Source organism: Microbispora rosea (genome assembly GCF_900156315.1).
In the GTDB taxonomy this organism is placed as follows: domain Bacteria; phylum Actinomycetota; class Actinomycetes; order Streptosporangiales; family Streptosporangiaceae; genus Microbispora; species Microbispora rosea.
Genome location: NZ_FTNI01000008.1, coordinates 144,674 through 171,199, shown reverse-complemented (window position 1 = coordinate 171,199; position 26,526 = coordinate 144,674). Strand labels below are relative to the sequence as shown.

The window sequence follows — 26,526 nt, the reverse complement described above, 5'->3', positions numbered from 1 at the left end:
AGAGCTCGGCACGGCCTCGGCACCTGTCGCGCAGGCGCGCGGAAACACCCGGGCCGGTGAGATGTTCCCGCGCACGGTCCCGCCGCGTCAGCAGTTGTGCAGGGCGGAGAACTTGCCCGGCCACTTCCAGGACCAGTTCCAGGTGTTCCCGGGGGCGTAGTACGTGCACTTGAAGTCCCTGCGATGGGCCAGGATCACCTTGAACCAGTGCCCCGCGCCACAGCCGTTGGTCACGCTGAGGTGGTCCGTGACGCCGCTGCTCGACAGGTGCCAGTGCACGCACCCCGGAAGAGGGCTGCGCGCCTGGGCGGTGGCCGCGGAGGCCACTCCGCCCGTGGGCAAGAGCAGCGCGGCGACTCCCGCGGACGCCGCGATGGGGAGTGCGATCTTCTTGCTGAGTCGCATGGCTTCTTTCTCCTGTCTCCGGTGAAGCAGTTCGCCTGGACTCGGGCCAGGCATGGCCAGCTCACCTGGGAAGACAGGTGTCCGACAAGCGACGCAACAGAATTGGACACGATTGGCCGATCTTGTACGGCAGGCGTAGAAGTGAACCGTCAGAGGGGACCATGTGACCGTCCCGTTCCCGTCCCTGGAAAGGTGGGTCCATACATGGGCGACGCGGTGACCTCGCCTCCGCCGGATCCGGCGTCGGCAGACAGCGCTCAGGAATTCATCGACTTACTCAAGCGGCTCAGGACCTGGGCAGGGCAGCCCTCACTGCGCCGCTTGCGTCACCTGGCCGGCCGCTCGACCACCCCCGACGGCCACGAGGTGGACGCCCTGCCGTCGAGCACCGTGTCCTACACCCTCAACGGCCGGGGGCTGCCCGGCCTGCCGCGGCTGGCCTTCGTCGAGGCCTACGTGGCGGCCTGCCTGTCCGCCTGCGAGCTGTCGTCCGCGGAGATCGAGGCTCAGATCGCCCGGTGGCAGGACGCCTGGCGGCGAATAGCCAGCCCTGGTGATCACGAGCCCGCCATGGAGCAGACCAAGGGACAGGCCGAGGAGACGACACCCTCGGATGACGCCCCGGGCCCGTCCTCCGTGTCGGCGCTCACTGAGCCGACTCTCACCGGGCCGACGTCCATTGGGCCGAGCCGTACCCGCGTCCTGTCGGCCGGCCTCGCCGGGGTCGTGGCGGGCGCACTGATCGCCACGGTTTTGACCCTGTTCCTGAGGCCCGCCGGCAACGAGATCCCCTTGGTCCGTGGTGAGGATCCCAACCGGTGCGACGCGCCCAGCGTCTGCTTCTACGACCGCGGGCAGACCGGCCGGTTCCACGACGTCACCGACGACTACCAATCCCTCAACGACAGCCGTGACACGGTGGCCATGGTCAACCCGCGCAAGGACGACGTGGTATGGCTGCGCTGGGAGGACGGTCACAGCGAGTGCACCATGCCGTTCGCGACCTACCGGCTCGCCCCGGGGGTGGCCGAGATCCGCATCAGCCGCGACTACCGCTGCCCTCCGGACGAGAAGGGCAAGCGTCGCGCCGTCCTGGACCCGGCTGCGGTGGTTCCGGCGCCCCTGCCCCCCTGCTACGTCACCGCCTCCCGGCGGCAGGCGACCGTGGAGACGTCATCGGCCTCGACGGTGCCGACCGGAAGATCCCGGTCCGCTACGTAGGTCGGCTCCGCCGGCCTGGTCACGGATCACCGCACACGCCACCCGGCTTTCGGACGGCGGCGTGGTCTCATCGGGCGCGGGGCCGGCCCGAGCGCCAGGGACGCCCGGGGTGGTCCGCCCCCGGCCGGGGATGGGGGGACACGACCCGCCGCCGGTGCTGCCGGGCCGGCAGGGCGGACGCGGGCAGGTCGTGGCGGCCGGACACGAACTCCTGCACCGCGATCTTCACCCGGATGACCGGGCGGCGCCAGCGCTCCTCCCGGTGGATCGCCTTGGCCATCAGGCGCGGCCGGGGCCGCCTCGCCCGCTCCGAGTAGCACCAGCGGGCCCAGGGCGAGCCGGGACGGGCCACCCGCACCGCCCCCACGTACAGCAGCGGCGGCACGAACAGTCCCAGCAGACCGCTCCAGATCTTCCCCTTGAGCAGGGTGATCATGGCGAAGACGAGGTTGACGAAGAGGAACGCGGGAGCCGTCCAGTGGCCGCCGTTCGCGCCGGTCCAGGCGAGCGGGCGCAGCCCGAGCAGCAGCAGGCCGGTGGCGGCGATCGCCACGAAGACCGCGTCCACCGAGGTGCGGCCCTTCTCCTGCCAGTAGACGTCGCGCAGGTGCAGGATCAGCGCGAACTCGTCGAGCACGAGGGCGGCGCCCACGCCGAACACCGCCGAGGAGAAGGAGTACCACCCCGTGGACGCACCCGACAGGACCAGCCCGGCCACCCCGCCGAGCAGCGTGAGCACCACGCCGAACACCACGTGGTGGATGTGCATCTCGCCCACGCTGACGTTGCCGAGCCACCGCACCCGCGCCCTGATCAGCCGTACGTTCACCCGCGTGAAGACGAACGCCGTGATGAGCGCGACGAAGAAGCAGAACAGCGGCAGGCGGTGTGCCTCGATGATGCGTTCGTGAAACCAGTCGGCCATCAAGCGTTCCCCCGGCCTCCGATGCTACGTGGCGGGGGAAGCGGTCAGGCGAGAAAGCCGCGCAGCAGGGCCGCCGTGCCCTCCAGATGCTCGGCCACCGCCCGTTCGGCCGCCTCGGGGTCGCCGTCCAGGATCGCCGCGGCGATGGCGGCGTGCTGGACCGCCGCGTGCTCGATGTTGGGCCGCAGCACGGGGATCGCGTTGAGCAGGTCGGTAACTCGCAGCCGGGCGTCCGCGCACGCGGCGGCCAGCAGCGGCGAGCCGCTCAGCTCAGCGATCGCCAGGTGGAACGCGATGTCCATCCGGCGGTAGTCGGCCGGCGCGGCGTCGTTCACCCCGGCCAGCCGGGCGGCGAGTGTCTCCCGCTGCCGCGGGGTCAGCTCGGTGGTCGCGAGCACCCGGGCCGCCCCGCACTCGACGGCCATCCGGAACGTCAGCGCGTCCTCGAGATCGTCTTCGCCCATGCGGGTGACGGCCCTGCGCAGGTCGCCCTTGCGCGGGCTCGGCGGCCGGTAGACGACGAAGGCACCGCCATACCGGCCGCGCCGTACGTCGAGGTAGCCGGCCTCCTGCAGCGCGCGGATCGCCTCGCGCAGTGTGACCCTGCTGATGCCGAGCCGGGTGGCCAGCTCACGCTCCGGCGGCAGCTTCTCGCCGTGCGGGACGACGCCGAGCTTGAGGGCCTGGAGCAGCCGCTCGACGGTCTCCTCGAACGCGTTGCCCGCCCGCACCGGCCGCAGCAGCGACACCACGCCGGTGATCCCCACGGCCGCGTCCCGGGACGCGGGCTCGGCCGGGGTCCGGGGACGGGAGACGGACGCCTCCGCCGGAGTGATCTCCATGCGCATCATCCCTCCACCCGTCACCGCGGGTCCCCCGTCCCTGTGATCGAGGTTAAACCCCCCGGACATTGTTGACGACGAGGGGAACATGGTGCTTGCATGCCCTCAATGGTCTGATTCCAGACTTTTGGACGGGAGGCACCGTGCTCAGCGTGGAGCGACTCCGCGATGACGTCGAAGCGGGCCGCGTGGACACGGTCCTGCTCGCGGTCACCGACATGCAGGGGCGGCTGCAGGGCAAGCGGCTTTCGGCGCGGTACTTCCTGGAGGAGGTGCTGGACCACGCCGCGGAGGGCTGCAACTACCTGCTCGCGGTGGACGTCGACATGAACACCGTGGACGGCTACGCCATGTCGTCCTGGGAGCGCGGCTACGGCGACTTCGTCATGCGGCCGGACCTGTCGACGCTGCGCCGCGTGCCCTGGCACGAGGGCACCGTGCTGCTGCTGGCCGACCTGGTGTGGGAGGACGGCGCGGACGTCGTGGCCTCCCCCCGGCAGATCCTGCGCCGTCAGCTCGCCCGGCTCGCCGAACGCGGCTGGACCGCGTACGTCGGCACCGAGCTGGAGTTCGTCGTCTACGACGACAGCTACGAGCAGGCCTGGCAGCGGGGCTACCGCGACCTCACCCCGGCCAACCTCTACAACGTCGACTACTCGCTGCTCGGCACCTCCCGCATCGAGCCGCTGCTGCGGAAGATCCGGCTCGGCATGGAGGGCGCCGGACTGTACGTCGAGTCGGCCAAGGGCGAGTGCAACCTCGGCCAGCACGAGATCGCCTTCCGGTACGCCGACGCGCTGACCACCTGCGACAACCACGTGTTCTACAAGAACGGCACCAAGGAGATCGCCGCCCAGGAGGGCAGGTCGGTCACCTTCATGGCCAAGCCGAACCAGCGCGAGGGCAACTCCTGCCACATCCACATCTCGCTGCGCGACGCCGACGGCACGCCGGTCATGGCGGGCGGCGAGCCGTACGGGCTGTCGGAGGTCGGGCGGCGGTTCATCGCCGGTCAGCTCGCGGCGATGCGCGAGCTGACCCTGCCCTATGCGCCCAACATCAACTCCTACAAGCGGTTCGTGCCCGGCAGCTTCGCCCCCACCGCCGTCAAGTGGGGCCTGGACAACCGCACCTGCTCGCTGCGGCTGGTCGGCCACGGCCCCTCGCTGCGGATCGAGAACCGGGTGCCGGGCGGAGACGTGAATCCGTACCTCGCGGTCGCCGCCATGATCGCGGCGGGGCTGCGCGGCATCGACGCCGGGCTGGAGCTGGAGGAGCCGTTCGCCGGGAACGCCTACGACTCCGGGGCCGAGCGCGTGCCCGCCACGCTCCGCGACGCCCTGGCGCTGTGGGAGCGCTCGCCGATCGCCGAGGAGGCGTTCGGCAAGGACGTGGTCGAGCACTACGCCAACAACGCGAGGGTCGAGCTGGCCGCCTTCGACGCGGCGGTCACCGACTGGGAGCTCTATCGGGGGTTCGAACGGCTGTGAAGATAGTCAATCCGGCGACCGAGGAAGTGATCGCCGAGGTCGAGATGGCGGACGCCGCCGAGGTGGACCGCGTGGTCGAGCGGGCCGCCCGGGCCTTCCCCGCCTGGCGGGCGGTCGCCCCGGGCGAGCGGGCCCGGCTGCTGCGCCGCTTCGCGCAGGTGGTGGAGGACCACGCGGAGGAGCTGGCGCGGCTGGAGATCGCCGGCGCCGGACACACGATCGGCAACGCCCGCTGGGAGGCGGGCAACGTCCGCGACGTGCTGAACTTCTACGCGGGCGCGCCCGAGCGTAACCACGGCAGGCAGATCCCGGTGCCGGGCGGGGTGGACGTCACGTTCGCCGAGCCGCTGGGCGTGGTGGGGATCATCGTGCCGTGGAACTTCCCGATGGTCATCATGACCTGGGGAGTCGCCCCGGCCCTGGCCGCCGGCAACACGGTCGTCGTCAAGCCGGCCGAGTGGACGCCGCTGACCGCGCTGCGGCTGGCCGAGCTCGCCCTGGAGGCCGGGCTGCCCGAGGGCGTGCTGCAGGTCGTGCCCGGCGAGGGTGAGGTCGCCGGCGCCCGGCTCGTCGAGCACCCGGACGTGCGGAAGATCGTGTTCACCGGCTCGACCGAGGTCGGGAAACTGATCGGCGCCAAGGCCGCCGAGCAGGTCAAACGGGTGACGCTGGAGCTGGGCGGCAAGAGCGCCAACATCGTCTTCGCCGACGCCGACCTCGACAAGGCCGCGGCCTCGGCGCCCATGGCGGTCTTCGACAACTCCGGCCAGGACTGCTGCGCCCGCTCGCGCATCCTGGTGGAGCGTTCCGTCTACGACGACTTCCTCGTGCGCCTGTCGCAGGCGGTGCGCGAGGTGCAGGTCGGCGACCCGAACGACCCGGCGACCCAGATGGGCCCGTTGATCAGCGCCGAGCACCGGGAGCGCGTCGCGTCGTTCGTCACCGAGGCGGACGTGTACGCCACCGGGTCGTGCCCGGCGGGCCCCGGCTACTGGTTCCCGCCCACCGTGCTGGCCGGATCGTCCTCGGAGTCCTTCCGCAGGGCGTTCGCCGAGGAGATCTTCGGTCCCGTGGTGTCGGTCGTGCCCTTCGAGGACGAGGCCGACGCGGTGCGGATCGCCAACGACACGGCGTACGGCCTGTCGGGGTCGATCTGGACCCGCGACGTGGGCCGGGCGCTGCGCGTGGCGCGGGCCGTCGAGGCGGGCAACCTGTCGGTGAACTCGCACTCCAGCGTCCGATACTGGACCCCGTTCGGCGGCTTCAAGCAGTCGGGCCTCGGCCGGGAGCTCGGCCCGGACGCCCTGTCGGCCTTCACCGAGACCAAGAACGTCTTCATCTCCACGGAGTAGACCAATGCAGCGTTTGCAGGACCGCGTCGCCGTCATCACCGGGGCGGGCAGCGGCATCGGGCTGGCCACGGCCCACCGGTTCGCCCAGGAGGGCGCCAAGGTTGTGGTCGCCGACCTCGACGAGGAGGCCGGCGCGAAGGCGGCCGGGGAGGTCGGCGGCCTGTTCGTCAAGGCGGACGTGGCGAACGAGGACGACGTGACCCGGATGTACCGGACCGCGTTCGAGGAGTTCGGCAGCGTCGACATCGCGTTCAACAACGCGGGCATCTCGCCGCCGGACGACGACTCCATCCTGGAGACCGGCATCGACGCCTGGCGCCGGGTGCAGGAGGTCAACCTCACCAGCGTCTACCTGTGCTGCAAGCACGCGATCCCGTACATGCGGCGCCAGGGCAAGGGCTCGATCATCAACACCGCGTCGTTCGTCGCGGTCATGGGCTCGGCCACCTCGCAGATCTCCTACACCGCCTCCAAGGGCGGCGTGCTCGCGATGAGCCGCGAGCTGGGCGTCCAGTTCGCCCGCGAGGGCATCCGGGTCAACGCGCTGTGCCCCGGGCCTGTGGACACCCCGCTGCTGCGGGAGCTGTTCGCCAAGGACCCCGAGCGCGCCCAGCGCCGCCTCGTCCACGTGCCGATCGGCCGCTTCGCCCGGGCCGAGGAGATCGCCGCGGCGGTCGCGTTCCTCGCCTCCGACGACGCGTCGTTCATCACCGCCTCGGAGTTCCTGGTCGACGGCGGCATCTCCGGCGCGTACGTCACTCCGCTGTAAGGGGGATGCCATGGCCCGTCCCGTGATCGGCGTGACGTGCTACGTCGAGCCGGCGAAGTTCACCGTCTGGGACATGCGGGCGGCGCTGCTGCCGTACATGTACGTCGACCACATCACGCGGGCGGGAGGCCAGCCGGTCATCCTGCCGCCGGCCGGAGAGCCCGCCGCGCTGGCCGGGCGGCTGGACGGGCTGATCATCGCGGGCGGGGGCGACATCGACCCCGCCCGCTACGGCGCGCCGCCCGCCGCGCAGACCGGATACGTCCGGGAGTTCCGCGACGAGGCGGAGTTCGGGCTGATGGAGACCGCCCTGCGCACCGGCCTGCCGTTCCTCGGCATCTGCCGGGGTCTGCAGGTGCTCAACGTGGCGCTGGGCGGCACCCTCCTCCAGCACCTGCCCGACGTGGTCGGCCACACCGCCCACTCCCCCGCCCCCGGGACGTTCGGCCGCCTCCCCGTACGGCTCTCGCCGGGCTTGGCCAAGATCTACGACGGCGAGGACCTCACGCCCGCCCACTACCATCACCAGGCGATCGACCGCCTCGCGGACGGGCTGGAGGTCACCGCCCGCTCGGACGACGGCACGATCGAGGCCGTCGAGGTCACGGGCGCGGCGTTCGCCCTGGCCGTCCAGTGGCACCCGGAGGCCGACGAGGACGGCCCGCTGTTCCACGCCCTCGTTGCCGCCGCCCGCCGCTGAGAACCCGCCGCTGAGAACCCGCCGCTGGGACCCCGCCGCTGAGAACCGGTCGCCGAGAGCCGCGGCGGCCCGCTGAGCGCGGTATCCGCACCTTCCGGGCCTGCGCCGCACGCGCGCCGATCATCCGGCTAATCGGCGTCGCACTCCCCCACCGCCGCCATGGACGGCCGGCCAGAGCTTGATCTGTAACCGATTTCATTTGGGTTATCCGCGTATCCGCGCGTGCGAGGCCGGGCAATGCGGTGCACAGAGCGGCGTTTATGAGCGCCGGAGTGACCGACATAGAAACGGCATATTTTTGACGCAAGCCGCCGGAGAGAGATATGGTCAAATAGCGATCAAAGCCGCGTCGTCGGCGCGTTCACGCTGCTTTCGTGCGGGGGAACCGTGTTATACGCCGTGCTCGGACCGTTCCGGGCCATGAAACCCTCAGGGGACGCCATCGCCGGACTCGCCCCGAGGCACCGGCAGCTCCTCGCCTTGTTCCTGCTCAATCCGAATATCGCGGTTCACCGGGACCGGCTCATCGATCTGTTGTGGAATGGCCGTCCCACTAAATCGGCGCCGCGGAATCTTACCACCTACATCGCACAGGTGCGGCGGCGGCTCTCGCCGCGCGGCCCCGACCTTTCTCCGCTGCACACCGTGGAGGGCGGGTACCTTCTTTCGGTGCCGCCGGGATCCGTGGATGCTGCAGTATTCAACCATTTCGCGGCGCAAGGCAGAATCGCTCGCGAGAATGGCGATTACCACAATGCGGCGAGGATGTTCGAGAACGCGCTGAGCCTGTGGCGGGGCGACGCCCTGCTCGCCATGAGACATGTCGACGCGCTCTCCGCGTGGGCCTATCGGCTCGACGAGGACCGTCGCGCGGTGACCGAGGACCTCTTCGACGTCAGGCTGGCGCTCGGGCACCATCGCGAGATCGTCGGCGGCCTGGCCCAATGGGCGGGGCGCCACCCGCTGCGCGAACGGCCGCACCGGCAGCTCATGCTGGCGCTGCACCGGTCGGGCCGCACCCACGACGCCTCGGCGTCCTACCAGCGACTGCGCCGCACCCTGGTCGACCGCCTCGGCATCGAGCCGTCCTCCGACACCCAGGCCCTCCACCAGCGGATCCTCACCGGCGACGACCTCCCGTCCCCCCTTATGCGTCTCCGCGCGGCGCACCGGCCGCCGTGCGACTCCACCCACGGGCTGTGAGGGCGATCCGGCCGGGTTACGGGGATGGCGGCGAACCACTAGGCTTGCAGCACACCAGTGATCCCGTGCGGGAGAGTGTCCTGGCATCCGGTCAGGGCCCCTGAAGGAGCAAGCCCTCCCCGCGAACCTCTCAAGGCAAAGGACCGTGCGGGCGAGGTGACCTCTGGAAAGAAGGCCGTGAGGCCTCGCCGAAGGTGAAAGTCCGGTAAAGATCGGACGAAGCTCTCAGGCGCCGATGACAGAGGGGGAGGATGCCCGATAGTCAAAACGCAGCATCCGTCCTTCCGAGGTGCGCATGTCCCGATCCACCCCGCTCCGCGGGGTCCACGAAAGCCTGGGCGCGACCCTGACCGACTTCGCGGGCTGGCAGATGCCCCTGCGCTACGGCAGCGAGTCGGCCGAGCACAACGCGGTGCGCACGGCCGCGGGGCTGTTCGACCTGTCCCACATGGGGGAGATCTTCGTCGTCGGCGCGCAGGCGGGTGAGGCGCTCGACCACGCTCTCGTGGGGCATCTCAGCGTCCTCGCGCCCGGCCGCGCCCGCTACACCATGATCGTGAACGAGACCGGCGGCATCCTCGACGATCTCATCGTCTACCGCCTCGACGAGGACCAGTACATGGTCGTCGCCAACGCCTCCAACTACGCCCTCGTCGCCCGTGAGCTCGCCGACAGGGCCCGCGGCTACGACGCGCGGGTGACCGACAGGTCGGACGAGTACGCGCTGGTCGCGGTGCAGGGCCCGCGCGGCGCCGCGATCCTGGCCGCGCTCACCGACGCCGACCTCGACGATCTGAAGTACTACGCCATCGTCCCCGGCGTCGTCGCGGGCACCCCCGCCCTGATCGCACGCACCGGATACACCGGTGAGGACGGCTTCGAACTCTTCGTGCTGAACGAGCACGCCGTGCCGCTGTGGAACGCCCTCGCCGAGGCGGGCGGGGACGCCGGGCTCGTCCCCGCCGGGCTGTCGGCCCGCGACACGCTGCGCCTGGAGGCCGGCATGCCGCTGTACGGCAACGAGCTGAGCGCGGCGATCACACCGTTCGACGCGGGGCTCGGCCGGGTCGTCCGCTTCGACAAGCCCGGCGACTTCGTGGGTAAGGCCGCCCTCGAGAGGGCGGCGGAGAACGGCACCAAGCGGCGCCTGGTCGGGCTGGTGGCGCGCGGCCGGCGCGTGCCCCGACACGGCTACTCCGTCACCCGCGAGGGCGCCGTCGTCGGCGAGGTGACCAGCGGGGCCCCGTCGCAGTCCCTCGGCCGCCCGATCGCCATGGCGTACGTCGACGAGGCCGCCTTGGAGAAGGGCGGCCTGGCCGTGGACATCCGGGGCAGCCAAGAACCGGTCGACGTCGTCGATCTGCCTTTCTACAGGAGGAGCAAGTGAGCACCATTCCGGACGACCTGAGCTACACCAAGGAACACGAGTGGGTGGCCGGGCTTGAGGACGGCCGCACCGTGACGGTGGGCATCACGGCGTACGCGGCCGAGCAGCTCGGCGACGTGGTTTACGTGGAGGTGCACTCCGAGGTCGGCGCGACCGTCGCGGCCGGCGACGCGGTCGGCGAGGTGGAGTCCACCAAGTCCGTGAGCGACATCTTCGCGCCGGTCGGCGGCGAGGTCGTCGAGATCAACACCGCCGTCGTGGACAACCCCTCACTGGTCAACTCCGACCCGTACGGCGAGGGCTGGCTGTTCCGCGTGCGCGTGGAGGAGGAGCCGGACGACCTGCTGTCGGCGGCGGAGTACACCGCGCTGACCTCCGGCGAGTCCTGACAGGTCTGAGAGGCGACGGTCAATGGCGATCAGCGTCTTCGACCTGTTCAAGGTGGGGATCGGGCCGTCCAGCTCGCACACGGGCGGCCCGATGGCGGCGGCGCACAAGTTCGCCCGCGGGCTGCACCAGGACGGGCTGCTGGAGAAGGTGACCCGGGTCGAGGCCATCCTGTACGGCTCGCTCGGGCTCACCGGCAAGGGCCACGGCAGCGACAAGGCGGTCCTGCTCGGCCTGTCCGGCGACAAGCCCGAGCTGGTCGACGTCGACACCGTCGACGAACGGCTCGCGGCGATGCGGGCGAGCGGCACGGTCACGTTGTACGGCGTGCACGAGATCCCGTTCGTGGTCGGGGAGCACCTCGTCTTCGAGCGCAAGCTGTCGCTCCCCCACCACCCGAACGGCATGCGGTTCACGGCGTACGCCGACGACACGGTGCTGCGCGAGAAGGTCTACTACTCGGTCGGCGGCGGCTTCGTGGTGGACGAGAACGCCACCGGCGCCGACCGGATCAAGCCCGACGACACCGTGCTGCCGTACGCCTTCACGACCGCGCAGGAACTGCTCGCGCACTGCGCCGAGACCGGCCTGTCGATCTCCGGCCTGATGATGGAGAACGAGAAGGCCTTCGGCCGTACGGAGGAGGAGATCCGGACCCGCCTGCTGCATCTGTGGGCCGTGATGGCCGAGTGCGTACGGCGCGGCACCAGCCGCGAGGGCGTCCTGCCGGGCGGCCTCAAGGTGCGCCGCCGGGCCCACCAGCTCTACCGGCGGCTGCAGAGCGAGGCCGACGGGACCGATCCGCTGCGGGCGATGGACTGGGTCTCGCTGTTCGCGCTGGCCGTCAACGAGGAGAACGCCGCGGGCGGCCGGATCGTCACCGCGCCGACCAACGGCGCCGCCGGCATCGTCCCGGCCGTGCTGTCCTACTACATGCGCTTCCTCCCGGGCGCCGGCGAGGACGGCGTCATCCGCTTCCTGCTCACCGCGGGCGCGATCGGCGTGCTGTTCAAGGAGAACGCCTCCATCTCGGGCGCGGAGGTGGGCTGCCAGGGCGAGGTCGGCTCGGCCTGCTCGATGGCGGCGGCGGGCCTCACCGAGGCGCTCGGCGGGACGCCCGAGCAGGTCGAGAACGCCGCCGAGATCGGCATCGAGCACAACCTGGGCCTGACCTGCGACCCGATCGGCGGGCTCGTCCAGATCCCGTGCATCGAGCGCAACGCCGTCGCCTCGATCAAGGCGATCGCCGCCGCCCGCATCGCGCTGCGCGGCGACGGCCGCCACTTCGTGTCGCTGGACAAGGCGATCAAGACGATGCGCGACACCGGCAGGGACATGCTCGACAAATACAAGGAGACCTCACGCGGCGGCCTCGCCGTCAACGTCATCGAATGCTGACCCCCCCACCCCCACCGTGATCTTGTAGTTTGTCGCATGCGATGCCCCTCACCTGCACCGGAACCCTTCGTGATCATGCAGGAAATCGGCGAGCACCCACCTGACCTGCCGTGAGCCGTTCGTGATCATGCACGCGGGCAGAACGTCGGCCGGAGCCAATAAGGTGGTGACTTCCCCGGCGAGGAGGAGGGCCGTCACGTGAGGTGGCGCGAGGCGCTGCGCCCGCATCGGGCGTTCCTGGTCGTGCTGGCGGCGGGCGTCGCACTGCGCGCGCTCGCCGTGCTCGGCTACCGGCCCGCCCTGTGGTTCTGGGCCGACTCCTTCGCCTACCTCAGCTCGGCACTCGACCTGCGGCCACTGCCCTCGCGGCCGTCCGGCTACTCGCTGTTCCTGGCGGCGCTGAGCCCGCTGGGCAGCATCACCGCCGTCGTGATCGTCCAGCACCTGCTCGGTCTCGGCATGGCCGTCTGCGTGTACGCGGTGCTGCGCCGCCGCACCCGGCTGCCGGGCTGGGGAGCGGCGCTGGCGGCGGCGCCGGTGCTTCTCGACGTCCACCAGATCCAGCTCGAGCACCTCGTCATGGCGGACCTGCTGTTCACCGCACTGGTCGTGGCCGCCGTGACGATCCTGCTGTGGCGTCCCAGGCCCGGCGCGTGGGCCGTCGTCGCGGCGCTGCTGCTGCTCGGGTTCGCCACGGTCACCCGCACCCTCGGGCTGCCCCTGATCGCGCTGGCGCTGCTGCCGGTGGTGCTGGCCGGACGCTGGAGGGCCGCGCTCGCGGGGCTCGCCGCCGCGTCCGCCGTGCTCGGCGGGTACGCCGTCTGGTTCCACGACGCCCACGGGTCGTACGGGATGGGCGGCAGCAGCACGTGGCTGTGGTCGCGCACGATGACCTTCGCCGACTGCTCGGTCATGAAGCCGCCGAAGGAGCTGGCGGTGCTGTGCCCGCCGGAGCCCCGGCTCGCCGCACCCGCCTACATCTGGGCCGCCGACTCGCCCATCCAGCGGGTGAAGAAGGACAAGGACCGGCTGGCGAGCGAGTTCGCCTCGCTGGCGATCCGCAGCCAGCCCCTCGACTTCCTGACGACCGGGCTGCACGACGCCATGTGGGCGTTCGAATGGGACCGGAAGGTCTACCCCGCCCCGGGCCCGCAGAGCGCGTACGTGTTCCCCACCTCGGTGAAGCCGTTCACCTCAAAGGTGGCCTCCGGCGGCCGTACGGCCGGTGAGCTGACCACCGCCTACCAGGGAAGCTCCGGGGACACCAAGGTGGTCGAGCCGTTCGCGGGATGGCTGCGCGCCTACCAGGAGCAGGGCTTCCTGCGGGGGCCGCTGCTGGCGGTGATCCTGCTGGCCGGGCTCGCCGGGCTGGTGGCCCGGCGGTGGACGGCGCTGCTGCCCTGGGCCGCGGCGGCGGTTCTGCTTCTGCTGCCACCCCTGATCGCCGCCTTCGACCACCGCTATGTGGTGCCCGTCGTGCCGCTCGCCTGTCTGGCCGCCGGCCTCGCCCTCGGCACGGGCGCGACCCCTGCGCCATGGCGCAGGGAGGGGCGGTCAGCGGCGGCGGACGTGAAGGCGAACGACCGCAAGCGCGTCGTCGCGGCCGACCGCGCGGCGAACGCGTGAGACCGCGGACTCGTCCAGCCGCCTGATCACCTGTCGCAGGTCGGCCGACCGCCGGAGCGACACCGACACCCGCACCCTGCCGTCGCGCACGAGCCTGACCGAGATGCGGCCGATCCCGTCGATCCCCTTCAGCGCCACGCCGAGCATGGCGATGCCGCCGCCGGTGCGGCTGCCGACCCGGCCCCAGCCGAGCGCCATGAAGAGCCAGCGGGTCGCGACCAGGGCGAGCACCATCGCCGCCCCGGCCAGCAGGGGCAGCGCCCACGGCTTCCCGTCGGCCACGCTCCCGTCTGCCACGCTCGCGTCGATCAGGACCGCGCCGGGCCGCCGGCGCACGGTGGCCAGCAGGCCGAAACCTCCCGCGACCAGCGCGAGACCCACCAGCAAGAGCCCGACGCGGTTCCCCCATCGCGGACGCACCTCAGCCTCCTCTCCTGCGCAGCCGTACGACCACCTCGTGGCGGGACCGTACGCCGAGGCCCGACAGCCGGTCCCCGACCGCGGCGCCGACCTCGCGCAGCAGGGCGCCGGTCGTGTCTGCGTCGGCCACCACGGTGACCTCGATCCGCCGGCGGAGGATGTGGACGCCGGCCCGCCGGACGTGCTCGACCTCCCTGGCCGAGGCGGCGAGCGTCCTGCGCAGGCCGGCGCGGGTCAGGCCCATCGCGAGCAGCGGGTCCGCGCACTCCAGGGGCATGAGCCGGGGACGGCCGGGAACGAGCGCGAGGGCCACCAGGCCCGCACCGCAGACGATCATGCCGACCGCGGCGGCGGGAACGGCGGGGTCGGCCGTCGTGAGGTTCAGCAGCCGGGGCGGCAGCCGCACGTCCGGGGACAGGCCGAGCATGACGGCGACGACCACGGCGGTGAGCACCCAGCCGAGCAGGGCGATCACGGCGGCGACCACGACGGCGGCCGGGGTCCGGCCCGGCCGCAGGAGGCGCACGGCGCTCCGCCGGCCCGCCGCGGCGCCCCTGCCGCCTGTGTCGCTTCCGGCACCGTTGACGCCGTCGCCGCCGCCCACACTGCGGGCGCCGCCGGCGCCCTCGGCGCCCCCGCCCTTGGCGCTCCTCGCCGACGAACCCGCCAGGATTCCCTGCACGACGCTCATCAGCCGTTCACCCTTCCCGTTCACCGTGCCGGGTCCGCTCGGTAGTCACCTCACCATGGGTACACGGAGCGGTGGCGGGACGGGCCGGTCACCCGCGGCCTTGCGCGATCATGGAGGGTCCACGGCGAGGATTTTGCCCGGGCACGGTTAACGTGAACGGCACTCATGTATTTCCCGGCGGCGCCGTATTAGGCTGCGCCCATGGACGACCGACAGCGCCTCGACCAGGCGACGGCCCACCTTGAGCCGCCCTTCGCGGTCCTCGACATGGACGCGCTCCGGTCGAACGCGGCCGCCATGGTGCGCCGGGCCCGGGGCAAGCCGATCCGGGTGGCCAGCAAGTCGATCCGCTGCCGGGCCGTGCTCGAACAGGTCCTGCGCATGGACGGCGTCTCGGGTGTCATGGCCTTCACGCTGCCCGAGGCGCTGTGGCTGGTCTCCACCGGCCTGCGGGACGTGCTCGTGGCCTATCCCACGGCCGACAGGACCGCGCTGCGCGCCCTGGGATCGGACGAGGTCGCGGCGCGGGAGATCACCGTCATGGTGGACTCGCCCGAACACCTCGACCTCATCGAGAGCCTGCGGCTCCCCCACCGCATCCGGGTGTGCCTGGACATCGACGCCGGGTTCGTGGCCTTCGGCGGCGCGTTCCGGGCGGGCGCGCTGCGGTCGCCGATCCGTGACCCCGAGCAGGCCGCCGAGATCGCCGCGCACATCACCAAGCGTCCCGGGCTGCGGCTGACCGGGCTCATGGCGTACGAGGCCCAGATCGCCGGGGTGGGCGACGACGTTCCGGGACCGTACGGCCGCGCGCTGCGCTGGATGCAGGAACGGTCGCGCCGCGAGCTGGTCGTGCGGCGCGGCCGGATTGTGCAGGCCGTACGCCAGGTCGCCGACCTGGAGTTCGTCAACGGCGGCGGAACGGGAAGCATCGAGAAGACCGCCGCCGAGCGGGCGATCACCGAGGTCGCGGCGGGCTCGGGCTTCTTCCATCCCCGGCTGTTCGACTTCTACCGGGGCTTCACCGGCCGTCCGGCGGCGCTGTTCGCCCTGCCGGTCGTGCGCAAGCCGGCGCCGGACGTCGCCACCGTGCTCGGAGGGGGCTACCCCGCCTCCGGAGCCTCCGGGCCCACCCGGCTGCCCCAGCCGTACCTGCCGGCGGGGCTCAGATACCACCCGGACGAGGGGGCGGGCGAGGTGCAGACGCCGCTTCTCGGCGAGGCCGCCGCCGACCTCCGCCTGGGCGACCGTGTCTGGTTCCGCCATGCGAAGGCCGGGGAGCTGTGCGAGCGGTTCGCCACTCTGCATTTGGTCGAGGGCGATCAGGTGACGGAGGAGGTCCCGACCTATCGCGGCGAGGGCAGGACGTTCCTGTGACCGCCGGCCCGGCCTTGTGACGGACCCTTCCAACGGCCGGTGAGAACGCGGACGCCGCCGTGAACCCGGTCACGACGGCGGCGTCCCTCGGCGGGTCAGCGGGAGCGGCGGCGCAACAGCACGATGGCCGCGCCCACGGCGACGACCACGCCGATCCCGATCAGCACCGGAGCGATGCTGGGCGCCGGATTCTCCCCGGGCTGCTCGCCCTCGCCGTCTGCCGGGACGTACGTGCGCGGCCCCAGGACCATGTCCTCCATCGACGTGACGAAGTCGCGCGCGTTGGCCTTCGCCTTCGCGACGCCGCGCTCCGCGACCCGCTTCGGGCTCACCCGGTCCGCGATGGCGTCGACCGTGCGAGCGAGCTCCGCCCGCGTGCGCTCGATCTTCCGTTCCAGCGCATCGGGATCGGTGTCCGCCATGCGATCCCCCTCCTGTGGTATTCGTGTGTGATCAGTCTGCCAGGTCCGGCGGTCGCCCCGCACAGCGGCTGAGCCGGTAGTTTGGTTGACGCTTGCCCGCCGATCGCCGCGGGTCACCTTTTTCCGGAGGACGTGATGAGCAAGCTCCAGCCCGGCGACGCCGCGCCGGACTTCACCCTGATCGACGCCGACGACAACGAGGTCTCGCTGGAGTCGTTCCGCGGAAAGCGGGTCATCCTGTACTTCTACCCGGCGGCGATGACCCCCGGATGCACCAAGCAGGCCTGCGACTTCCGCGACAACCTCGGCGCGCTGACGGCGCAGGGCTTCGTGGTGCTGGGCGTCTCCAAGGACAAGCCCGCCAAGCTGCGGCAGTTCCGCGAGCGCGACGCGCTCACCTTCCCCCTGCTCTCCGACACCGGCCTGGACGTGCACAAGGCGTACGGCGCGTACGGCGAGAAGACGAACTACGGCAAGACCATCATGGGCGTCATCCGCTCCACGTTCGTCATCGACCCGGACGGAAAGGTCGAGAAGGCCCTCTACAACGTGAAGGCCACCGGTCACGTCGCCCGGCTCACAAAAGAGCTGGGAATCTCTTGAGATATCCCTTTGCCACGCTCCCGGAATTGTCGGCCGCGGCCGATAAATTCCGGGGCATGGCGAAGTACAAATACACCCCCGAGTTGCTCGCCGACGCGGCGGCCGGCGCGAGCAGCGTCGCCGACGTGCTGCGCTGTCTCGGCATCCCGTGGTCGGGTGGCGCCCACGCCCACATCAGCCGCCGCCTCAAGCACTTCGGCATCGACACATCCCACTTCGGCAGGCCCTCTTCGGACAGAAGCACTCCGACTCCCCGTCGATACCTGCCTGTGGAGATCCTCGTGCTGCTGCCCCCGGGATCCGGTCGTGAGAAGCCTCGCAAGCTCAGGCGGGCGCTGCAGGAAGTAGGAGTCCCATACGTCTGCGCAGACTGTAGGATAGGCGGCGCCTGGCAGGGTCGGCCGCTGACATTGCACATCGACCACATCAACGGCAATTGGCTGGACAACAGAAAAGAGAACCTGCGGTTCCTTTGCCCCAACTGTCATTCCCAGACGGAGAATTTCGCGGGCAAGGGAAGAGGAAAAGGGGTCGTAGCCCAATCGGCAGAGGCAACGGTTTTAGGTACCGTACAGCGCGAGTTCGAATCTCGTCGACCCCACTGCGATTCAGATGATAATGGCGAGCCGGGAAATCATTCGAGAGCGCGGAAGCCGCCGAATTCCGAACGGCCTGCACTCGCGAAGCTGAACCTGATGCTCGGGGCCGACGACCTGTCCTTCCTGGAGCGGTTCGTGTCCACCGGAAGAGCGCGCTCGCGGACCGCGGCCATCCGAACGGCGATCGCTCTGCTCCGCGCCCAGAGCGAGCGGGAGTGACCGTCATCGGGCAGGGCTTTCAGCGGAGTCGTCAAAACAGGTGACGGCACCTACGACGTGCCGCCGACAAAGGCTTATGGGAATTCAGGGCCGACAGCGCCGACGCGTGGAAAACCTGCAGGCGCGCGCCGGCCCCTCCGCCGGCACGCGCCTGTCGGGAATGCGGGACGTCTCAGCCGGGCGCCTGGCAGCGCACTCCGGCGTCGGTCTGCCTGCACCAGGGGGGCAGGCCGTCCTGACCCTGCGGCGCGTCCTGGCCGAAGCCGCGAGGGAAGAACCGCTGCGGGTCGTTTCCGCCGACCCAGCTCGTTCCGGCGTCCGCCCGGTCCCAGACCATGCCGGTGACGGCGACGATGCCACCGCCGAGGAGCGCTCCGACGATCGCGGACGCGACACCGACGGCGACGAGCTGCCCGGCGTGTCCGCGAGGCAGCCGAGCCGCCAGGCGCACGGGCATGCCAGGCCGCGGAGCTGACGCGAACCGTGCCCGGGGGTCCTGCCAGCCCGGGGCGTTCCATCCCGCGCCGCCGGGGCCGAAGGCATAGCCGCTGCTGGTCGGAGGCGCGCCTCCGGCTCCCGGCCCGGGTCGGCCCGGGCCTGCAGGGCCTGCAGCGCCTGCCCAAGTCGCATATGGCCCCGTTGAATAGGGCCCCGTTGAATAGGGCCCCGCCGCGCCAGGCCTGTTCCCGGGGCCGGTCCACGGCGATCCCGGCCCTGCCGCCCCAGGCGTGTTTGCCGGCCCGGTCCGTGGCGATCCCGGCCCTACTCCCCCGGGCGTGTTTCCGGGGCCGGTCCGCGGCGATCCCGGTCCTGCCGCACCGGGCGGGCCGGCCGGGCTGGTCCAGGATGACGTGGGAGTGTTCCCAGGAGGCAGGGGCGCAGTCGGCCCGTTGGGCCCGACCGGCCCGGTCGGCGAAGTGGACCCGGCGGGTGACATGACCGGCCCGCTCCCCTCCGGCCGCGTTCGCGCGCCCGGCGCGGCGAGCGCGTGAGACGCAGCGTCAGGCGCAGTGGGCTCGTCGGGTGCAGTGGGCTCGGCCGATCCGCTGGTCGCGGTGGGCTCACCCGGCCGGACCGGCCCGGTCTCCGGCTCCGGGCGCGGGCCGCGCGGCTCGTCCCCTGCGCCGCGCGACCCCGCGTCCTGATCCGCCATCCAAATCTCCCTTTACCCGCTTCAGAGAAGCGTTCCCGAGGACAAGGATGCGCCGTGATCCGTAAAAACGGCGTAAGCGCGACAAACGACTGCGACCTGAGTCGTACCGCCGTATCCGCCGCAAGGGTGAGACCTTCCTGAGCAGCCGATACATAGGGTTGGGTACGTGTTCGGCAGACTGCGCGCCTGGACCCGGCGCCACAGCAAGCTCGTGGACGCGCTCACGATCTCCCCGCTGGCGCTGTTGAGCCTGATCACCATCGAGGTGTTCAGCAAGGCCGGATCGATCGGGGCACGACAGGTCGACGTGCCCGGGCTGCTGCTGTTGTCGGCCGCGCTCATCGTTCCGCTGGTGTGGCGCCGCGACCACCCCCGGGAGGTGTTCGCGGCGGTCGCCACCGTCAGCTTCGTCCAGTGGCTGCTCAACGTCGTCATCCTGCCCGCCAACATCGCGGTGCTCGTCGCGCTGTACAACGTCGCCTCGCGCTGCACGCTCCGGTGGGCGCTGGCCGCCGGGGCGGTCGCGGAGCTCGGGCTGCTGCTGGCGATGATCCGCTGGACTCCCGAGGCCGGGCGGGCGTGGCTGTCGTCTTCGGCCTTCATCGTCGCCGTCTGGCTCGCCGGGATCTACGCCAACACGCGCCGTCGCTACGTGGAGAGCCTGGTCGAACGCGCCGAGCGGGCGGAGCGGGACCGTGACCAGCAGGCGCGCATCGCCGCCGCGGCCGAGCGCGCCCGCATCGCCCGCGAGCTGCATGACGTGGTCGCCCACAACGTCAGCGTGATGGTCGTCCAGGCCGACGGCGCGGGGTACGCCATCGACGGCGACCCCGAGCAGGCCCGGCGTGCGATGCAGGCGATCTCGGCAACCGGGCGGCAGGCGCTGGCCGAGATGCGCAGGCTGGTGGGCGTGCTGCGGCAGGACGCCGGCAGCCCGGCGGAGGAGTACGCTCCGCAGCCCGGCGTCGCCCAGCTCGGCGACCTGATCAGACAGGTCAGGGACTCGGGGCTGCCGACGGAGTTCACCGTGTCCGGCACCGCGCGGACCCTGCCGGAGGGCGAGCAGCTCGCCGTCTACCGGATCGTGCAGGAGGCCCTGACGAACGCGCTCAAGCACGGCGGCCCGGGCACGCGGGCCTGGGTGGAGATGACGTACGGCAGGGGCGAGATCGAGCTGAGGATCAGCGACGACGGCAGGGGCGCCGCGGCGCCGCGCCTGGTCGGCGGGCACGGGCTGATCGGCATGCGGGAGAGGGCGGCGATGTACGGCGGAAGCGTCGAGGCCGCTCCCCGGCCGGGCGGCGGGTTCCGGGTGGTCGCCCGCATTCCCCTCGGGGTGGCCGCGTGACGCGCCCGTCCCCCGGCACCGGCGACCGTGGCGACCGGTCCTCCCCCGGCCCCCATACCCAGCCGCCCCGCGACCGGGGCGGGCGGCCCTCCCCGGATGGCAGTGACCCGGCCGTCGCCCCACCGCGTACGGTTACGGGGATCGCGGCGATGACGAGCGGAGCGGAGCGGCAGTGATACGCGTCATGCTGGTCGACGACCAGGAACTGGTGCGGACCGGGTTCCGGATGGTTCTCGGGGCGCAGCCGGACATCGAGGTCGTGGGCGAGGCGGCGGACGGGCTGGCGGCCGTCGAGGCGCTGCGCGCGGTCGAGGCGGACGTGGTCCTCATGGACGTCCGCATGCCGCGGATGGACGGCGTGGAGGCGGCCCGCGTGATCTGCGCGGCGCCGGACGGCCCCAAGGTGCTGATCCTGACGACGTTCGACCTCGACGAGTACGCGTTCGCCGCCATCAAGGCGGGCGCGGCGGGGTTCCTGCTGAAGGACGTGCCGCCGGCCGAGCTGATCAGCGCGATCCGGTCCATTCACTCCGGAGACGCGGTGGTCGCGCCGAGCACGACCCGCCGTCTGCTCGACCGCTTCGCCGTGCTCCTGCCGGAGGGGGACGCGCGGCGGGAGGACGCGGGCGTGCTGACGGCGCGGGAGCGGGAGGTGATGGTCCAGGTGGCCCGCGGCCTGTCGAACTCGGAGATCGCGGCGCGACTGCATCTCGCGGAGGCGACCGTGAAGACCCACCTCGGCCGCATCCTGGCCAAGCTGGGGCTGCGCGACCGGGCCCAGGTGGTCGTCTACGCGTACGAGACGGGCGTGGTCTCCCCCGATCATCCCCGGGGCTGAGACCGGACTACCTCACAGGTCGCACACGTCCCGGCGAGGCCGTCCTGGGGCCGCACGCCAAGAACGTCCGGGAGGCCGAGGAAACGCGCTGATCACGCTCATAGCGTGGCGTCATGACCACAACAACCCAGGTTCGAACCGCGGTCGTCGCGCGGGGACTGACAAAGGTGTACGGCGAGGGCGACGCGGCGGTGCACGCGCTGCGCGGCGTCGACGTCGGCTTCGCCGCGGAGGCGTTCACCGCGATCATGGGGCCGTCCGGCTCCGGCAAGTCCACACTGATGCACTGCCTGGCCGGGTTGGACACCGTGACGGACGGGCAGGTGACCATCGGCGACGTCGAGATCACCGGTTTGAACGACAAGCAGCTCACGCTCCTGCGGCGCGAGCGCGTGGGTTTCGTCTTCCAGGCGTTCAATCTGCTGCCGACGCTGACGGCCGAGCAGAACATCATGCTCCCCTTGGAGATCGCGGGACGCCAGGCCGACCAGGCGTTGTTCGACCGCGTGATCGAGACGGTCGGCCTGCGGGACCGGCTCGGGCACAAGCCGAGCGAGTTGTCGGGCGGCCAGCAGCAGCGCGTCGCCGTGGCGCGGGCGCTCATCAGCAAACCCCAGGTGATCTTCGCCGACGAGCCGACCGGCAACCTCGACTCGCGCAGCGGCGCCGAGGTGCTGGCGTTCCTGCGCAGGTCCGTACGCGAACTCGGGCAGACGATCGTGATGGTCACGCACGACCCCGGGGCGGCGTCGTACGCCGACCGGGTGGTCTTCCTCAGGGACGGGCTGCTGGTCAGCGAGGTCGAGCGGCCGACGCCGCAGACCGTGCTCGACACGCTGATGGCGCTGGAGGCCTGAGCCGTGTTCAGGATCACCCTCACCGGGCTCCTGGCGCACCGCCTGCGCCTGGTGCTCACCTCCCTGGCGATCGTGCTCGGGGTCGGCTTCATCGCGGGCACGTTCGTGCTCACCGACACCATCGACGCGGGGTTCACCCAGTCGTTCGCCGCGGACGCCGACAAGGTGGACGTGGTGGTGACGCCCGATGACGACGCCGAGCCCGACGGGAATCTGCCGGAGAGCGCGCTCGCCGCGATCAGGGCGGTGCAGGGCGTCGAGGACGCCCAGCCGATGGTGTCCGGGGACGCGCCGCTGATCGGCAAGGACGGCAAGGTCGTGGGGAACGTCCCTACCGCCGGGGTGTCCATCCCGGCGAGCCGCATCAAGATCACCTCCGGCCGGGCCCCCTCCGCCGCCGGCGAGGCGGTGCTCGACAAGAACACCGCCAAGACGCAGGGGCTCGCACCCGGAGCCACCGTCACGGTGCTCGACCAGGCCGGCAAGCGGCAGCAGTTCCGCCTCGTCGGCGTCTTCGACGTGGGCCTCGACCAGGACCTCGCCTACCGGGGCGCGGTCGCGTTCACTCCCGACACGGCTCGGCGCGTCACCGGCGCCAAGGGCTTCACCGAGATCGACGTCGTCTCCTCGGGCCCCTCGCCGGAGAGCCTGCGTACGGCCGTCGCGGCGGCCGCGGGTAAGGCGAAGGTCGTCACCGGGCGAGAACGCGCCGACGAGGTGGCCAAGCGCAACCACGTGGACACGTCCTTCCTGCGGCTGGGCCTGTTGCTGTTCGGCGCGGTCGCGCTGCTCGTCGCCGCGCTGGTCATCTACAACACCTTCAACATCCTGGTCGCGCAGCGGATGCGCGAGATGGCGCTGCTGCGCTGCATCGGCGCGACCAAACGGCAGGTTTTCGGCTCGATCGTGCTGGAGTCGGCCGTGGTCGGCCTGTTGTCGTCGGTGCTCGGCCTGCTGACGGGCCTCGGCCTCGGGGCCGCGGCGGTCGCCGTGCTGCGGGCCGTCGGAACGGACATCCCCACGGGCACCGTGAGCCTGTCCCCGCAGGCGATCGCCATCGGCGTCTGCACCGGCGTCGTCGTGACGATGGGCGCCGCCCTGCTCCCGGCGCGGCAGGCCACCCGCGTGCCGCCCGTCGCGGCGCTGCGCGCGCAGGTGGAGGAGCACGCGTTCCGCACCGGGGTCGTCCGGGTGGTCGTCGCCGCCCTGTTCGTGCTGACCGGGGTCGGCCTCACCGCGGCGGGCGTGCTGCAGAAGCCGGGCCAGGCGGCGCTGCTGACGGTCATGGCGGGCGGCGTGCTCGTGTTCTTCTCCGTGCTCATCCTCGGCCCGGTGATCGTACGGCCGCTGAGCGGGCTGGCCGGCTGGGTGCCGGCACGGCTGTTCGGTGTGCCGGGGCGGCTCGCCGTGGACAACTCGCGGCGCAACCCCAAGCGGGCGGCGACCACGACGGTGGCCCTGACCGTCGGCGTGACGCTGATGACGTTCATGACGGTCCTGACGTCCACGATGCGGACCACCGTGGGCGACCAGCTCGACCAGCAGTTCCCCGCCGACTACATCCTGTCCGCGCAGACGGGCACGATCCCCCGCTCGGTCGCCGACACGCTGCGCGCGAGCCGCGACCTGGCCGCGGTGACCGAGTTCCGCGGGAAGAAGGCCAAGGTGAACGGCCGTGACTTCGAGGTGGGCACGGTCACGCAGTCGGCCCTCGGCACCGCCATCAAGCCGGAGGCGGCGTCCGGCACCATGGACGGCTTCGGCGCGGGCGAGGTCGCCGTGGCCGATCTCGTGGCCAAGGACCTCGGCGTCAAGGTCGGCGACACGGTGACGGTCGCGTCCGGCGGGCGGAGGACCTCTCTCAAGGTCGTCGCTGTGCTGAAGGCCGACGTGTCCCTGCTGCCGCCGTTCACCATGGCCGAGCAGACGTTCGAGCGGCACTTCGGCAGGGTGGACGACGCGCAGGTCCTGGTGAACGCGGCGGACGGGGTGGCCCCCGAGCGGGCGCGCAAGATCGTGGACGACGCGACGGCGGCCTACCCCGTGGTCAAGGTCGGCAGCACCACCGAGATCCGCGGCCAGTTCGACGAGGCGCTCGACTCGATCCTCATGGTCATCACCGGGCTGCTGGCTCTCGCGATCGTGATCTCACTGCTCGGCATCGCGAACACGCTGTCGCTCTCGGTCCACGAGCGCACCCGCGAGTCCGCGCTGCTGCGCGCCCTCGGCCTGACCCGGACGCAGCTGCGGGGCATGCTCTCGGTCGAGGCGCTGGTCCTCGGCCTGGTGGGCGCGATCGTCGGCGTCGTGCTCGGCATCGTGTACGGCTGGGCGGCCACGGCGACGTTCACGGAGAACGTCTCCTTCCAGCTGCCGATCGGGCAGATCCTGCTCTTCATCGCCGCCTCGGGCCTGGCCGGGGTGCTCGCCGCGCTGCTGCCCGCCCGTCGTGCGGCCCGGGCCTCGGTCGTCGGGGCGCTGGCCGCCACCTGACCGCCGCTCCCCCGTGCCGTCCGGACCGGTACAACAATCGCCCGGGCCGCCCGCGCGAGCGGGTGACCCGGGCGGCGGGCCGGAGCACACACGCCGCCTCCGGCCGGGCCGACGCCTGACGATCGTCACTCGGAGACCCGCCGCGAGGAGGGGGTGTCAGAGCCGGTCGCCACCTCAGGCAGGATCCGGCGGAGGTGATGGTCGACTATCGCGACCGCGTCGTCGACGCCGAGTTCCCCGAGCAGCACCCCGTCTGCGAGGCCGCGCGCGAGACCGAGCAGCGCGTGGGCCTCCGCGCCGGCGTCGACGTTCGGTGCCGCGCCTGAGGCCGCCACCAACGCGGCGATCTCGCGATGGACGGCGTCGCCGCCGGCACGATAGAGGGCGCGGATCTCCGGGTCGGCGACGGCCATGCTCACGAACGCGTGCCCGGCGAGCAGCGGAACCACAGCGGTCACGCCCAGTTCGACGATCGCGATCAGCACGCACCTCAGCGTGTCCGCCGGGCCGCGAGCGCCCCGGACGGCCTCGCGGACATGGCGTTCGATCTCCGCCCTCAGGATTTGGGCACTGGCGCGCAGCAGATCGGCCTTCCCGGCGAAGTAGTGCTGCACGAGCCCCTTGGAGACGCCGGCCTCCTCTGCCACCTGCCCTATGGTCACTCCGGCCAGGCCGTCTCGCGCGCACAGCCGCAGCGCCGCCTGGACGATCTCCTCCCGCCGAGCCGCATGATCGACCTTCTTCGGCACGATCCGCTCCTTTTTGCGATACGAACGTATTGTGATAGCAATGCAATACGATCGTACTGCCAAGAGCGAACGGGAGGACCCGTACGTGAACGACCTCGTGCGGCCCAACATCGGAGCACAGTTCCGTCGGCGGCGCCTCGGGCACTTCCCGGACGCACCGGCCTACACGCGTTACCGACAGATCTACGACCGGGCCATGGCCGGCCTCCCGCCGTACGACGGGTTCCAGGACGTGCCGACCGGCTTCGGAACCGTCCGCGCCTACCGCTTCGGCGCGGACGGCGCCGATTCCGGAACACCGCTCCTCCTGCTGCCGGGGCGCACCGCGTCCACCCCGATGTGGGCGCCGAACCTCACCGGCCTCCGCGCCCGTGGCCGCGTCGTCTACGCGATCGACCTGCTCGGCGAGCCCGGCCTCTCGGTGCAGAGCAGGCCTTTCGCGAGCGCGGCCGACCATGCCGTGTGGCTCGCGGAACTCCTTGCCGGGCTCGGCCTCGACCGAACGCACCTACTGGGAGTGTCGATCGGCGGGTGGACCGCCTTCCGGCTCGCCCTGCACGCTCCGGAGAGGGTCGCCTCCCTGAGCCTGCTCGATCCCGCCTGCCTGTTCGGCCGGATCACCTGGAAGGCGGTCGCCGTCTCGCTGGGAACGGTGGGACCGCTCCCCGAACCGTGGCGAAAGCGGCTGCTGCGCTGGATCTCCGGAGGAGCCGACGTCGCCGGAGACGAGCCGGTCGCCGCTGTGATCTCCGCCGGGATGCGAGACTTCGCCGCCTTCCTCCCCCCGCCGGCGTACCCCTCGGACGACGAGGTCGCCGCGGTCGGCGTACCGACCCTCGCCGTGATCGCCGGGCGCAGCATCATCCACCATCCGGGCAGGGCCGCGGAACGCGCCCGCCGGCTGCTCGCCCAAGGCGTCGTCGAGCTGTGGCCGGATGCCTCCCACGCCCTCAACGGCGAGTTCCCCGAGCGGGTCGCCGCCCGGGTCCTCGACTTCATCGACCGGCTCGACGCGGACGACACTCTCCATCGCCGTCACTGACCGTCGTCGC

Annotated in this window: 26 protein-coding genes, 1 tRNA gene and 2 riboswitches; of the genes, 19 read left to right on the top strand and 8 right to left on the bottom strand. The window is 71.5% G+C overall.

Going from position 1 to position 26,526, the window contains the following annotated elements:
- Positions 1–87: 87 nt before the first annotated feature.
- Positions 88–405, bottom strand: a complete 318-nt coding sequence (locus BXA11_RS14090) for a hypothetical protein (RefSeq protein WP_076434886.1) — start codon at positions 403–405, stop codon at positions 88–90.
- Positions 406–609: 204 nt separating this feature from the next.
- Between BXA11_RS14090 and BXA11_RS14085 the strand changes: the two genes are divergently transcribed.
- Positions 610–1,626 carry a hypothetical protein gene (locus BXA11_RS14085; protein ID WP_076434885.1) on the top strand — a complete coding sequence of 339 codons (1,017 nt, stop codon included), beginning with the start codon at positions 610–612 and terminating at the stop codon, positions 1,624–1,626.
- Positions 1,627–1,693: 67 nt separating this feature from the next.
- On the opposite strand, the gene BXA11_RS14080 is transcribed toward BXA11_RS14085, so the two are convergent.
- Positions 1,694–2,551, bottom strand: a complete 858-nt coding sequence (locus tag BXA11_RS14080) for a hypothetical protein (RefSeq protein WP_076434884.1) — start codon at positions 2,549–2,551, stop codon at positions 1,694–1,696.
- Positions 2,552–2,595: 44 nt separating this feature from the next.
- Complete coding sequence (locus tag BXA11_RS14075; protein ID WP_076434883.1) at positions 2,596–3,393, bottom strand: FadR/GntR family transcriptional regulator; 798 nt, start codon at positions 3,391–3,393, stop codon at positions 2,596–2,598.
- A gap of 152 nt (positions 3,394–3,545) precedes the next feature.
- On the opposite strand from BXA11_RS14075, the gene BXA11_RS14070 reads away from it, so the two are divergent.
- The 9 genes from BXA11_RS14070 to BXA11_RS14030 all read left to right on the top strand — a co-directional run bounded on the left by BXA11_RS14070 (position 3,546) and on the right by BXA11_RS14030 (position 13,705).
- Positions 3,546–4,883 (top strand): glutamine synthetase family protein, encoded by a 1,338-nt coding sequence (locus tag BXA11_RS14070; RefSeq protein ID WP_275409704.1) that lies wholly within the window; start codon positions 3,546–3,548, stop codon positions 4,881–4,883.
- Entirely contained in the window at positions 4,850–6,235 is a 1,386-nt protein-coding gene (locus BXA11_RS14065) for an aldehyde dehydrogenase family protein (RefSeq protein WP_425293411.1), read from the top strand. Before BXA11_RS14070 ends, BXA11_RS14065 begins: the two co-directional genes overlap by 34 nt.
- Before the next feature lie 4 nt (positions 6,236–6,239).
- A complete protein-coding gene (locus BXA11_RS14060; RefSeq protein ID WP_030510893.1) occupies positions 6,240–7,004 on the top strand; it encodes a 3-oxoacyl-ACP reductase in 765 nt (254 codons plus the stop codon).
- Positions 7,005–7,014: 10 nt separating this feature from the next.
- Positions 7,015–7,704 carry a gamma-glutamyl-gamma-aminobutyrate hydrolase family protein gene (locus BXA11_RS14055; RefSeq protein WP_076434881.1) on the top strand — a complete coding sequence of 230 codons (690 nt, stop codon included), beginning with the start codon at positions 7,015–7,017 and terminating at the stop codon, positions 7,702–7,704.
- A 420-nt stretch (positions 7,705–8,124) separates the two neighbouring features.
- Positions 8,125–8,907, top strand: coding sequence for an AfsR/SARP family transcriptional regulator (locus BXA11_RS14050; protein ID WP_143734255.1), 783 nt, complete (start codon positions 8,125–8,127; stop codon positions 8,905–8,907).
- Positions 8,908–8,965: 58 nt separating this feature from the next.
- Positions 8,966–9,063: riboswitch (glycine riboswitch) on the top strand.
- Positions 9,064–9,159: riboswitch (glycine riboswitch) on the top strand.
- Between the two features lie 43 nt (positions 9,160–9,202).
- Positions 9,203–10,294 (top strand): glycine cleavage system aminomethyltransferase GcvT, encoded by a 1,092-nt coding sequence (gene gcvT / locus BXA11_RS14045; protein ID WP_076434879.1) that lies wholly within the window; start codon positions 9,203–9,205, stop codon positions 10,292–10,294.
- Entirely contained in the window at positions 10,291–10,683 is a 393-nt protein-coding gene (gene gcvH, locus BXA11_RS14040; RefSeq protein WP_030510897.1) for a glycine cleavage system protein GcvH, read from the top strand. The genes gcvT and gcvH overlap by 4 nt, the downstream gene beginning before the upstream one ends.
- Before the next feature lie 22 nt (positions 10,684–10,705).
- Positions 10,706–12,079 (top strand): L-serine ammonia-lyase, encoded by a 1,374-nt coding sequence (locus BXA11_RS14035; RefSeq protein WP_076434878.1) that lies wholly within the window; start codon positions 10,706–10,708, stop codon positions 12,077–12,079.
- Between the two features lie 198 nt (positions 12,080–12,277).
- Positions 12,278–13,705 (top strand): hypothetical protein, encoded by a 1,428-nt coding sequence (locus BXA11_RS14030; protein ID WP_076434877.1) that lies wholly within the window; start codon positions 12,278–12,280, stop codon positions 13,703–13,705.
- Here the strand turns inward: BXA11_RS14030 and BXA11_RS14025 are convergent.
- Both BXA11_RS14025 and BXA11_RS14020 read right to left on the bottom strand, forming a co-directional pair.
- The gene (locus tag BXA11_RS14025) at positions 13,634–14,125 is read right to left on the bottom strand and encodes a hypothetical protein (protein ID WP_076434876.1); all 492 of its coding nucleotides are present in this window, start codon (positions 14,123–14,125) and stop codon (positions 13,634–13,636) included. The two genes, BXA11_RS14030 and BXA11_RS14025, sit on opposite strands and share 72 nt — an antisense overlap.
- Position 14,126: 1 nt before the next feature.
- The gene (locus tag BXA11_RS14020) at positions 14,127–14,816 is read right to left on the bottom strand and encodes a DUF6286 domain-containing protein (RefSeq protein ID WP_076434875.1); all 690 of its coding nucleotides are present in this window, start codon (positions 14,814–14,816) and stop codon (positions 14,127–14,129) included.
- A 201-nt stretch (positions 14,817–15,017) separates the two neighbouring features.
- On the opposite strand from BXA11_RS14020, the gene BXA11_RS14015 reads away from it, so the two are divergent.
- Positions 15,018–16,193 (top strand): amino acid deaminase/aldolase, encoded by a 1,176-nt coding sequence (locus BXA11_RS14015; protein WP_076434874.1) that lies wholly within the window; start codon positions 15,018–15,020, stop codon positions 16,191–16,193.
- A gap of 95 nt (positions 16,194–16,288) precedes the next feature.
- Here BXA11_RS14015 and BXA11_RS14010 read toward each other — a convergent pair whose 3' ends face one another.
- Positions 16,289–16,615 carry a DUF3618 domain-containing protein gene (locus BXA11_RS14010; RefSeq protein ID WP_076434873.1) on the bottom strand — a complete coding sequence of 109 codons (327 nt, stop codon included), beginning with the start codon at positions 16,613–16,615 and terminating at the stop codon, positions 16,289–16,291.
- 135 nt (positions 16,616–16,750) lie between these two features.
- Here BXA11_RS14010 and bcp point away from each other — a divergent pair, with 135 nt between their 5' ends.
- The 3 genes from bcp (at position 16,751) to BXA11_RS45340 (ending at position 18,036) form a co-directional block, all read left to right on the top strand.
- Complete coding sequence (gene bcp, locus BXA11_RS14005; protein ID WP_076434872.1) at positions 16,751–17,218, top strand: thioredoxin-dependent thiol peroxidase; 468 nt, start codon at positions 16,751–16,753, stop codon at positions 17,216–17,218.
- A 527-nt stretch (positions 17,219–17,745) separates the two neighbouring features.
- A tRNA-Leu gene (locus BXA11_RS14000) sits at positions 17,746–17,819 on the top strand.
- 94 nt (positions 17,820–17,913) lie between these two features.
- Positions 17,914–18,036, top strand: a complete 123-nt coding sequence (locus BXA11_RS45340) for a hypothetical protein (RefSeq protein ID WP_275409705.1) — start codon at positions 17,914–17,916, stop codon at positions 18,034–18,036.
- A gap of 172 nt (positions 18,037–18,208) precedes the next feature.
- On the opposite strand, the gene BXA11_RS13995 is transcribed toward BXA11_RS45340, so the two are convergent.
- A complete protein-coding gene (locus BXA11_RS13995) occupies positions 18,209–18,493 on the bottom strand; it encodes a hypothetical protein (protein WP_076434871.1) in 285 nt (94 codons plus the stop codon).
- Between the two features lie 862 nt (positions 18,494–19,355).
- Here BXA11_RS13995 and BXA11_RS13990 point away from each other — a divergent pair.
- The 4 genes from BXA11_RS13990 (at position 19,356) to BXA11_RS13975 (ending at position 24,725) form a co-directional block, all read left to right on the top strand.
- Positions 19,356–20,537, top strand: a complete 1,182-nt coding sequence (locus tag BXA11_RS13990; protein WP_076434870.1) for a sensor histidine kinase — start codon at positions 19,356–19,358, stop codon at positions 20,535–20,537.
- 172 nt (positions 20,538–20,709) lie between these two features.
- Positions 20,710–21,375: a response regulator transcription factor gene (locus tag BXA11_RS13985; protein WP_208865564.1), complete on the top strand. Its 666-nt coding sequence runs from the start codon at positions 20,710–20,712 to the stop codon at positions 21,373–21,375.
- 113 nt (positions 21,376–21,488) lie between these two features.
- Positions 21,489–22,232 carry an ABC transporter ATP-binding protein gene (locus BXA11_RS13980; RefSeq protein ID WP_030510913.1) on the top strand — a complete coding sequence of 248 codons (744 nt, stop codon included), beginning with the start codon at positions 21,489–21,491 and terminating at the stop codon, positions 22,230–22,232.
- A 3-nt stretch (positions 22,233–22,235) separates the two neighbouring features.
- Positions 22,236–24,725 (top strand): ABC transporter permease, encoded by a 2,490-nt coding sequence (locus tag BXA11_RS13975; RefSeq protein WP_076434869.1) that lies wholly within the window; start codon positions 22,236–22,238, stop codon positions 24,723–24,725.
- 125 nt (positions 24,726–24,850) lie between these two features.
- Here BXA11_RS13975 and BXA11_RS13970 read toward each other — a convergent pair whose 3' ends face one another.
- On the bottom strand, positions 24,851–25,474 hold the full coding sequence (locus tag BXA11_RS13970; RefSeq protein WP_076434868.1) for a TetR/AcrR family transcriptional regulator: 624 nt from the start codon (positions 25,472–25,474) through the stop codon (positions 24,851–24,853).
- A gap of 40 nt (positions 25,475–25,514) precedes the next feature.
- On the opposite strand from BXA11_RS13970, the gene BXA11_RS13965 reads away from it, so the two are divergent.
- Positions 25,515–26,516 (top strand): alpha/beta fold hydrolase, encoded by a 1,002-nt coding sequence (locus BXA11_RS13965; protein ID WP_143734254.1) that lies wholly within the window; start codon positions 25,515–25,517, stop codon positions 26,514–26,516.
- Positions 26,517–26,526: the final 10 nt, after the last annotated feature.

What these genes read in the sequence shown, in the direction of transcription:
- BXA11_RS14090 (WP_076434886.1), bottom strand. Translation starts at nt 405, where the DNA reads ATGCGACTCAGCAAGAAGATCGCACTCCCCATCGCGGCGTCCGCGGGA.
- BXA11_RS14085 (WP_076434885.1), top strand. Translation starts at nt 610, where the DNA reads ATGGGCGACGCGGTGACCTCGCCTCCGCCGGATCCGGCGTCGGCAGAC.
- BXA11_RS14080 (WP_076434884.1), bottom strand. Translation starts at nt 2,551, where the DNA reads ATGGCCGACTGGTTTCACGAACGCATCATCGAGGCACACCGCCTGCCG.
- BXA11_RS14075 (WP_076434883.1), bottom strand. Translation starts at nt 3,393, where the DNA reads ATGGAGATCACTCCGGCGGAGGCGTCCGTCTCCCGTCCCCGGACCCCG.
- BXA11_RS14060 (WP_030510893.1), top strand. Translation starts at nt 6,240, where the DNA reads ATGCAGCGTTTGCAGGACCGCGTCGCCGTCATCACCGGGGCGGGCAGC.
- BXA11_RS14055 (WP_076434881.1), top strand. Translation starts at nt 7,015, where the DNA reads ATGGCCCGTCCCGTGATCGGCGTGACGTGCTACGTCGAGCCGGCGAAG.
- BXA11_RS14050 (WP_143734255.1), top strand. Translation starts at nt 8,125, where the DNA reads ATGAAACCCTCAGGGGACGCCATCGCCGGACTCGCCCCGAGGCACCGG.
- gcvT (WP_076434879.1), top strand. Translation starts at nt 9,203, where the DNA reads ATGTCCCGATCCACCCCGCTCCGCGGGGTCCACGAAAGCCTGGGCGCG.
- BXA11_RS14035 (WP_076434878.1), top strand. Translation starts at nt 10,706, where the DNA reads ATGGCGATCAGCGTCTTCGACCTGTTCAAGGTGGGGATCGGGCCGTCC.
- BXA11_RS14020 (WP_076434875.1), bottom strand. Translation starts at nt 14,816, where the DNA reads ATGAGCGTCGTGCAGGGAATCCTGGCGGGTTCGTCGGCGAGGAGCGCC.
- BXA11_RS14015 (WP_076434874.1), top strand. Translation starts at nt 15,018, where the DNA reads ATGGACGACCGACAGCGCCTCGACCAGGCGACGGCCCACCTTGAGCCG.
- BXA11_RS14010 (WP_076434873.1), bottom strand. Translation starts at nt 16,615, where the DNA reads ATGGCGGACACCGATCCCGATGCGCTGGAACGGAAGATCGAGCGCACG.
- bcp (WP_076434872.1), top strand. Translation starts at nt 16,751, where the DNA reads ATGAGCAAGCTCCAGCCCGGCGACGCCGCGCCGGACTTCACCCTGATC.
- BXA11_RS45340 (WP_275409705.1), top strand. Translation starts at nt 17,914, where the DNA reads ATGCTCGGGGCCGACGACCTGTCCTTCCTGGAGCGGTTCGTGTCCACC.
- BXA11_RS13995 (WP_076434871.1), bottom strand. Translation starts at nt 18,493, where the DNA reads ATGCCCGTGCGCCTGGCGGCTCGGCTGCCTCGCGGACACGCCGGGCAG.
- BXA11_RS13980 (WP_030510913.1), top strand. Translation starts at nt 21,489, where the DNA reads ATGACCACAACAACCCAGGTTCGAACCGCGGTCGTCGCGCGGGGACTG.
- BXA11_RS13965 (WP_143734254.1), top strand. Translation starts at nt 25,515, where the DNA reads ATGCAATACGATCGTACTGCCAAGAGCGAACGGGAGGACCCGTACGTG.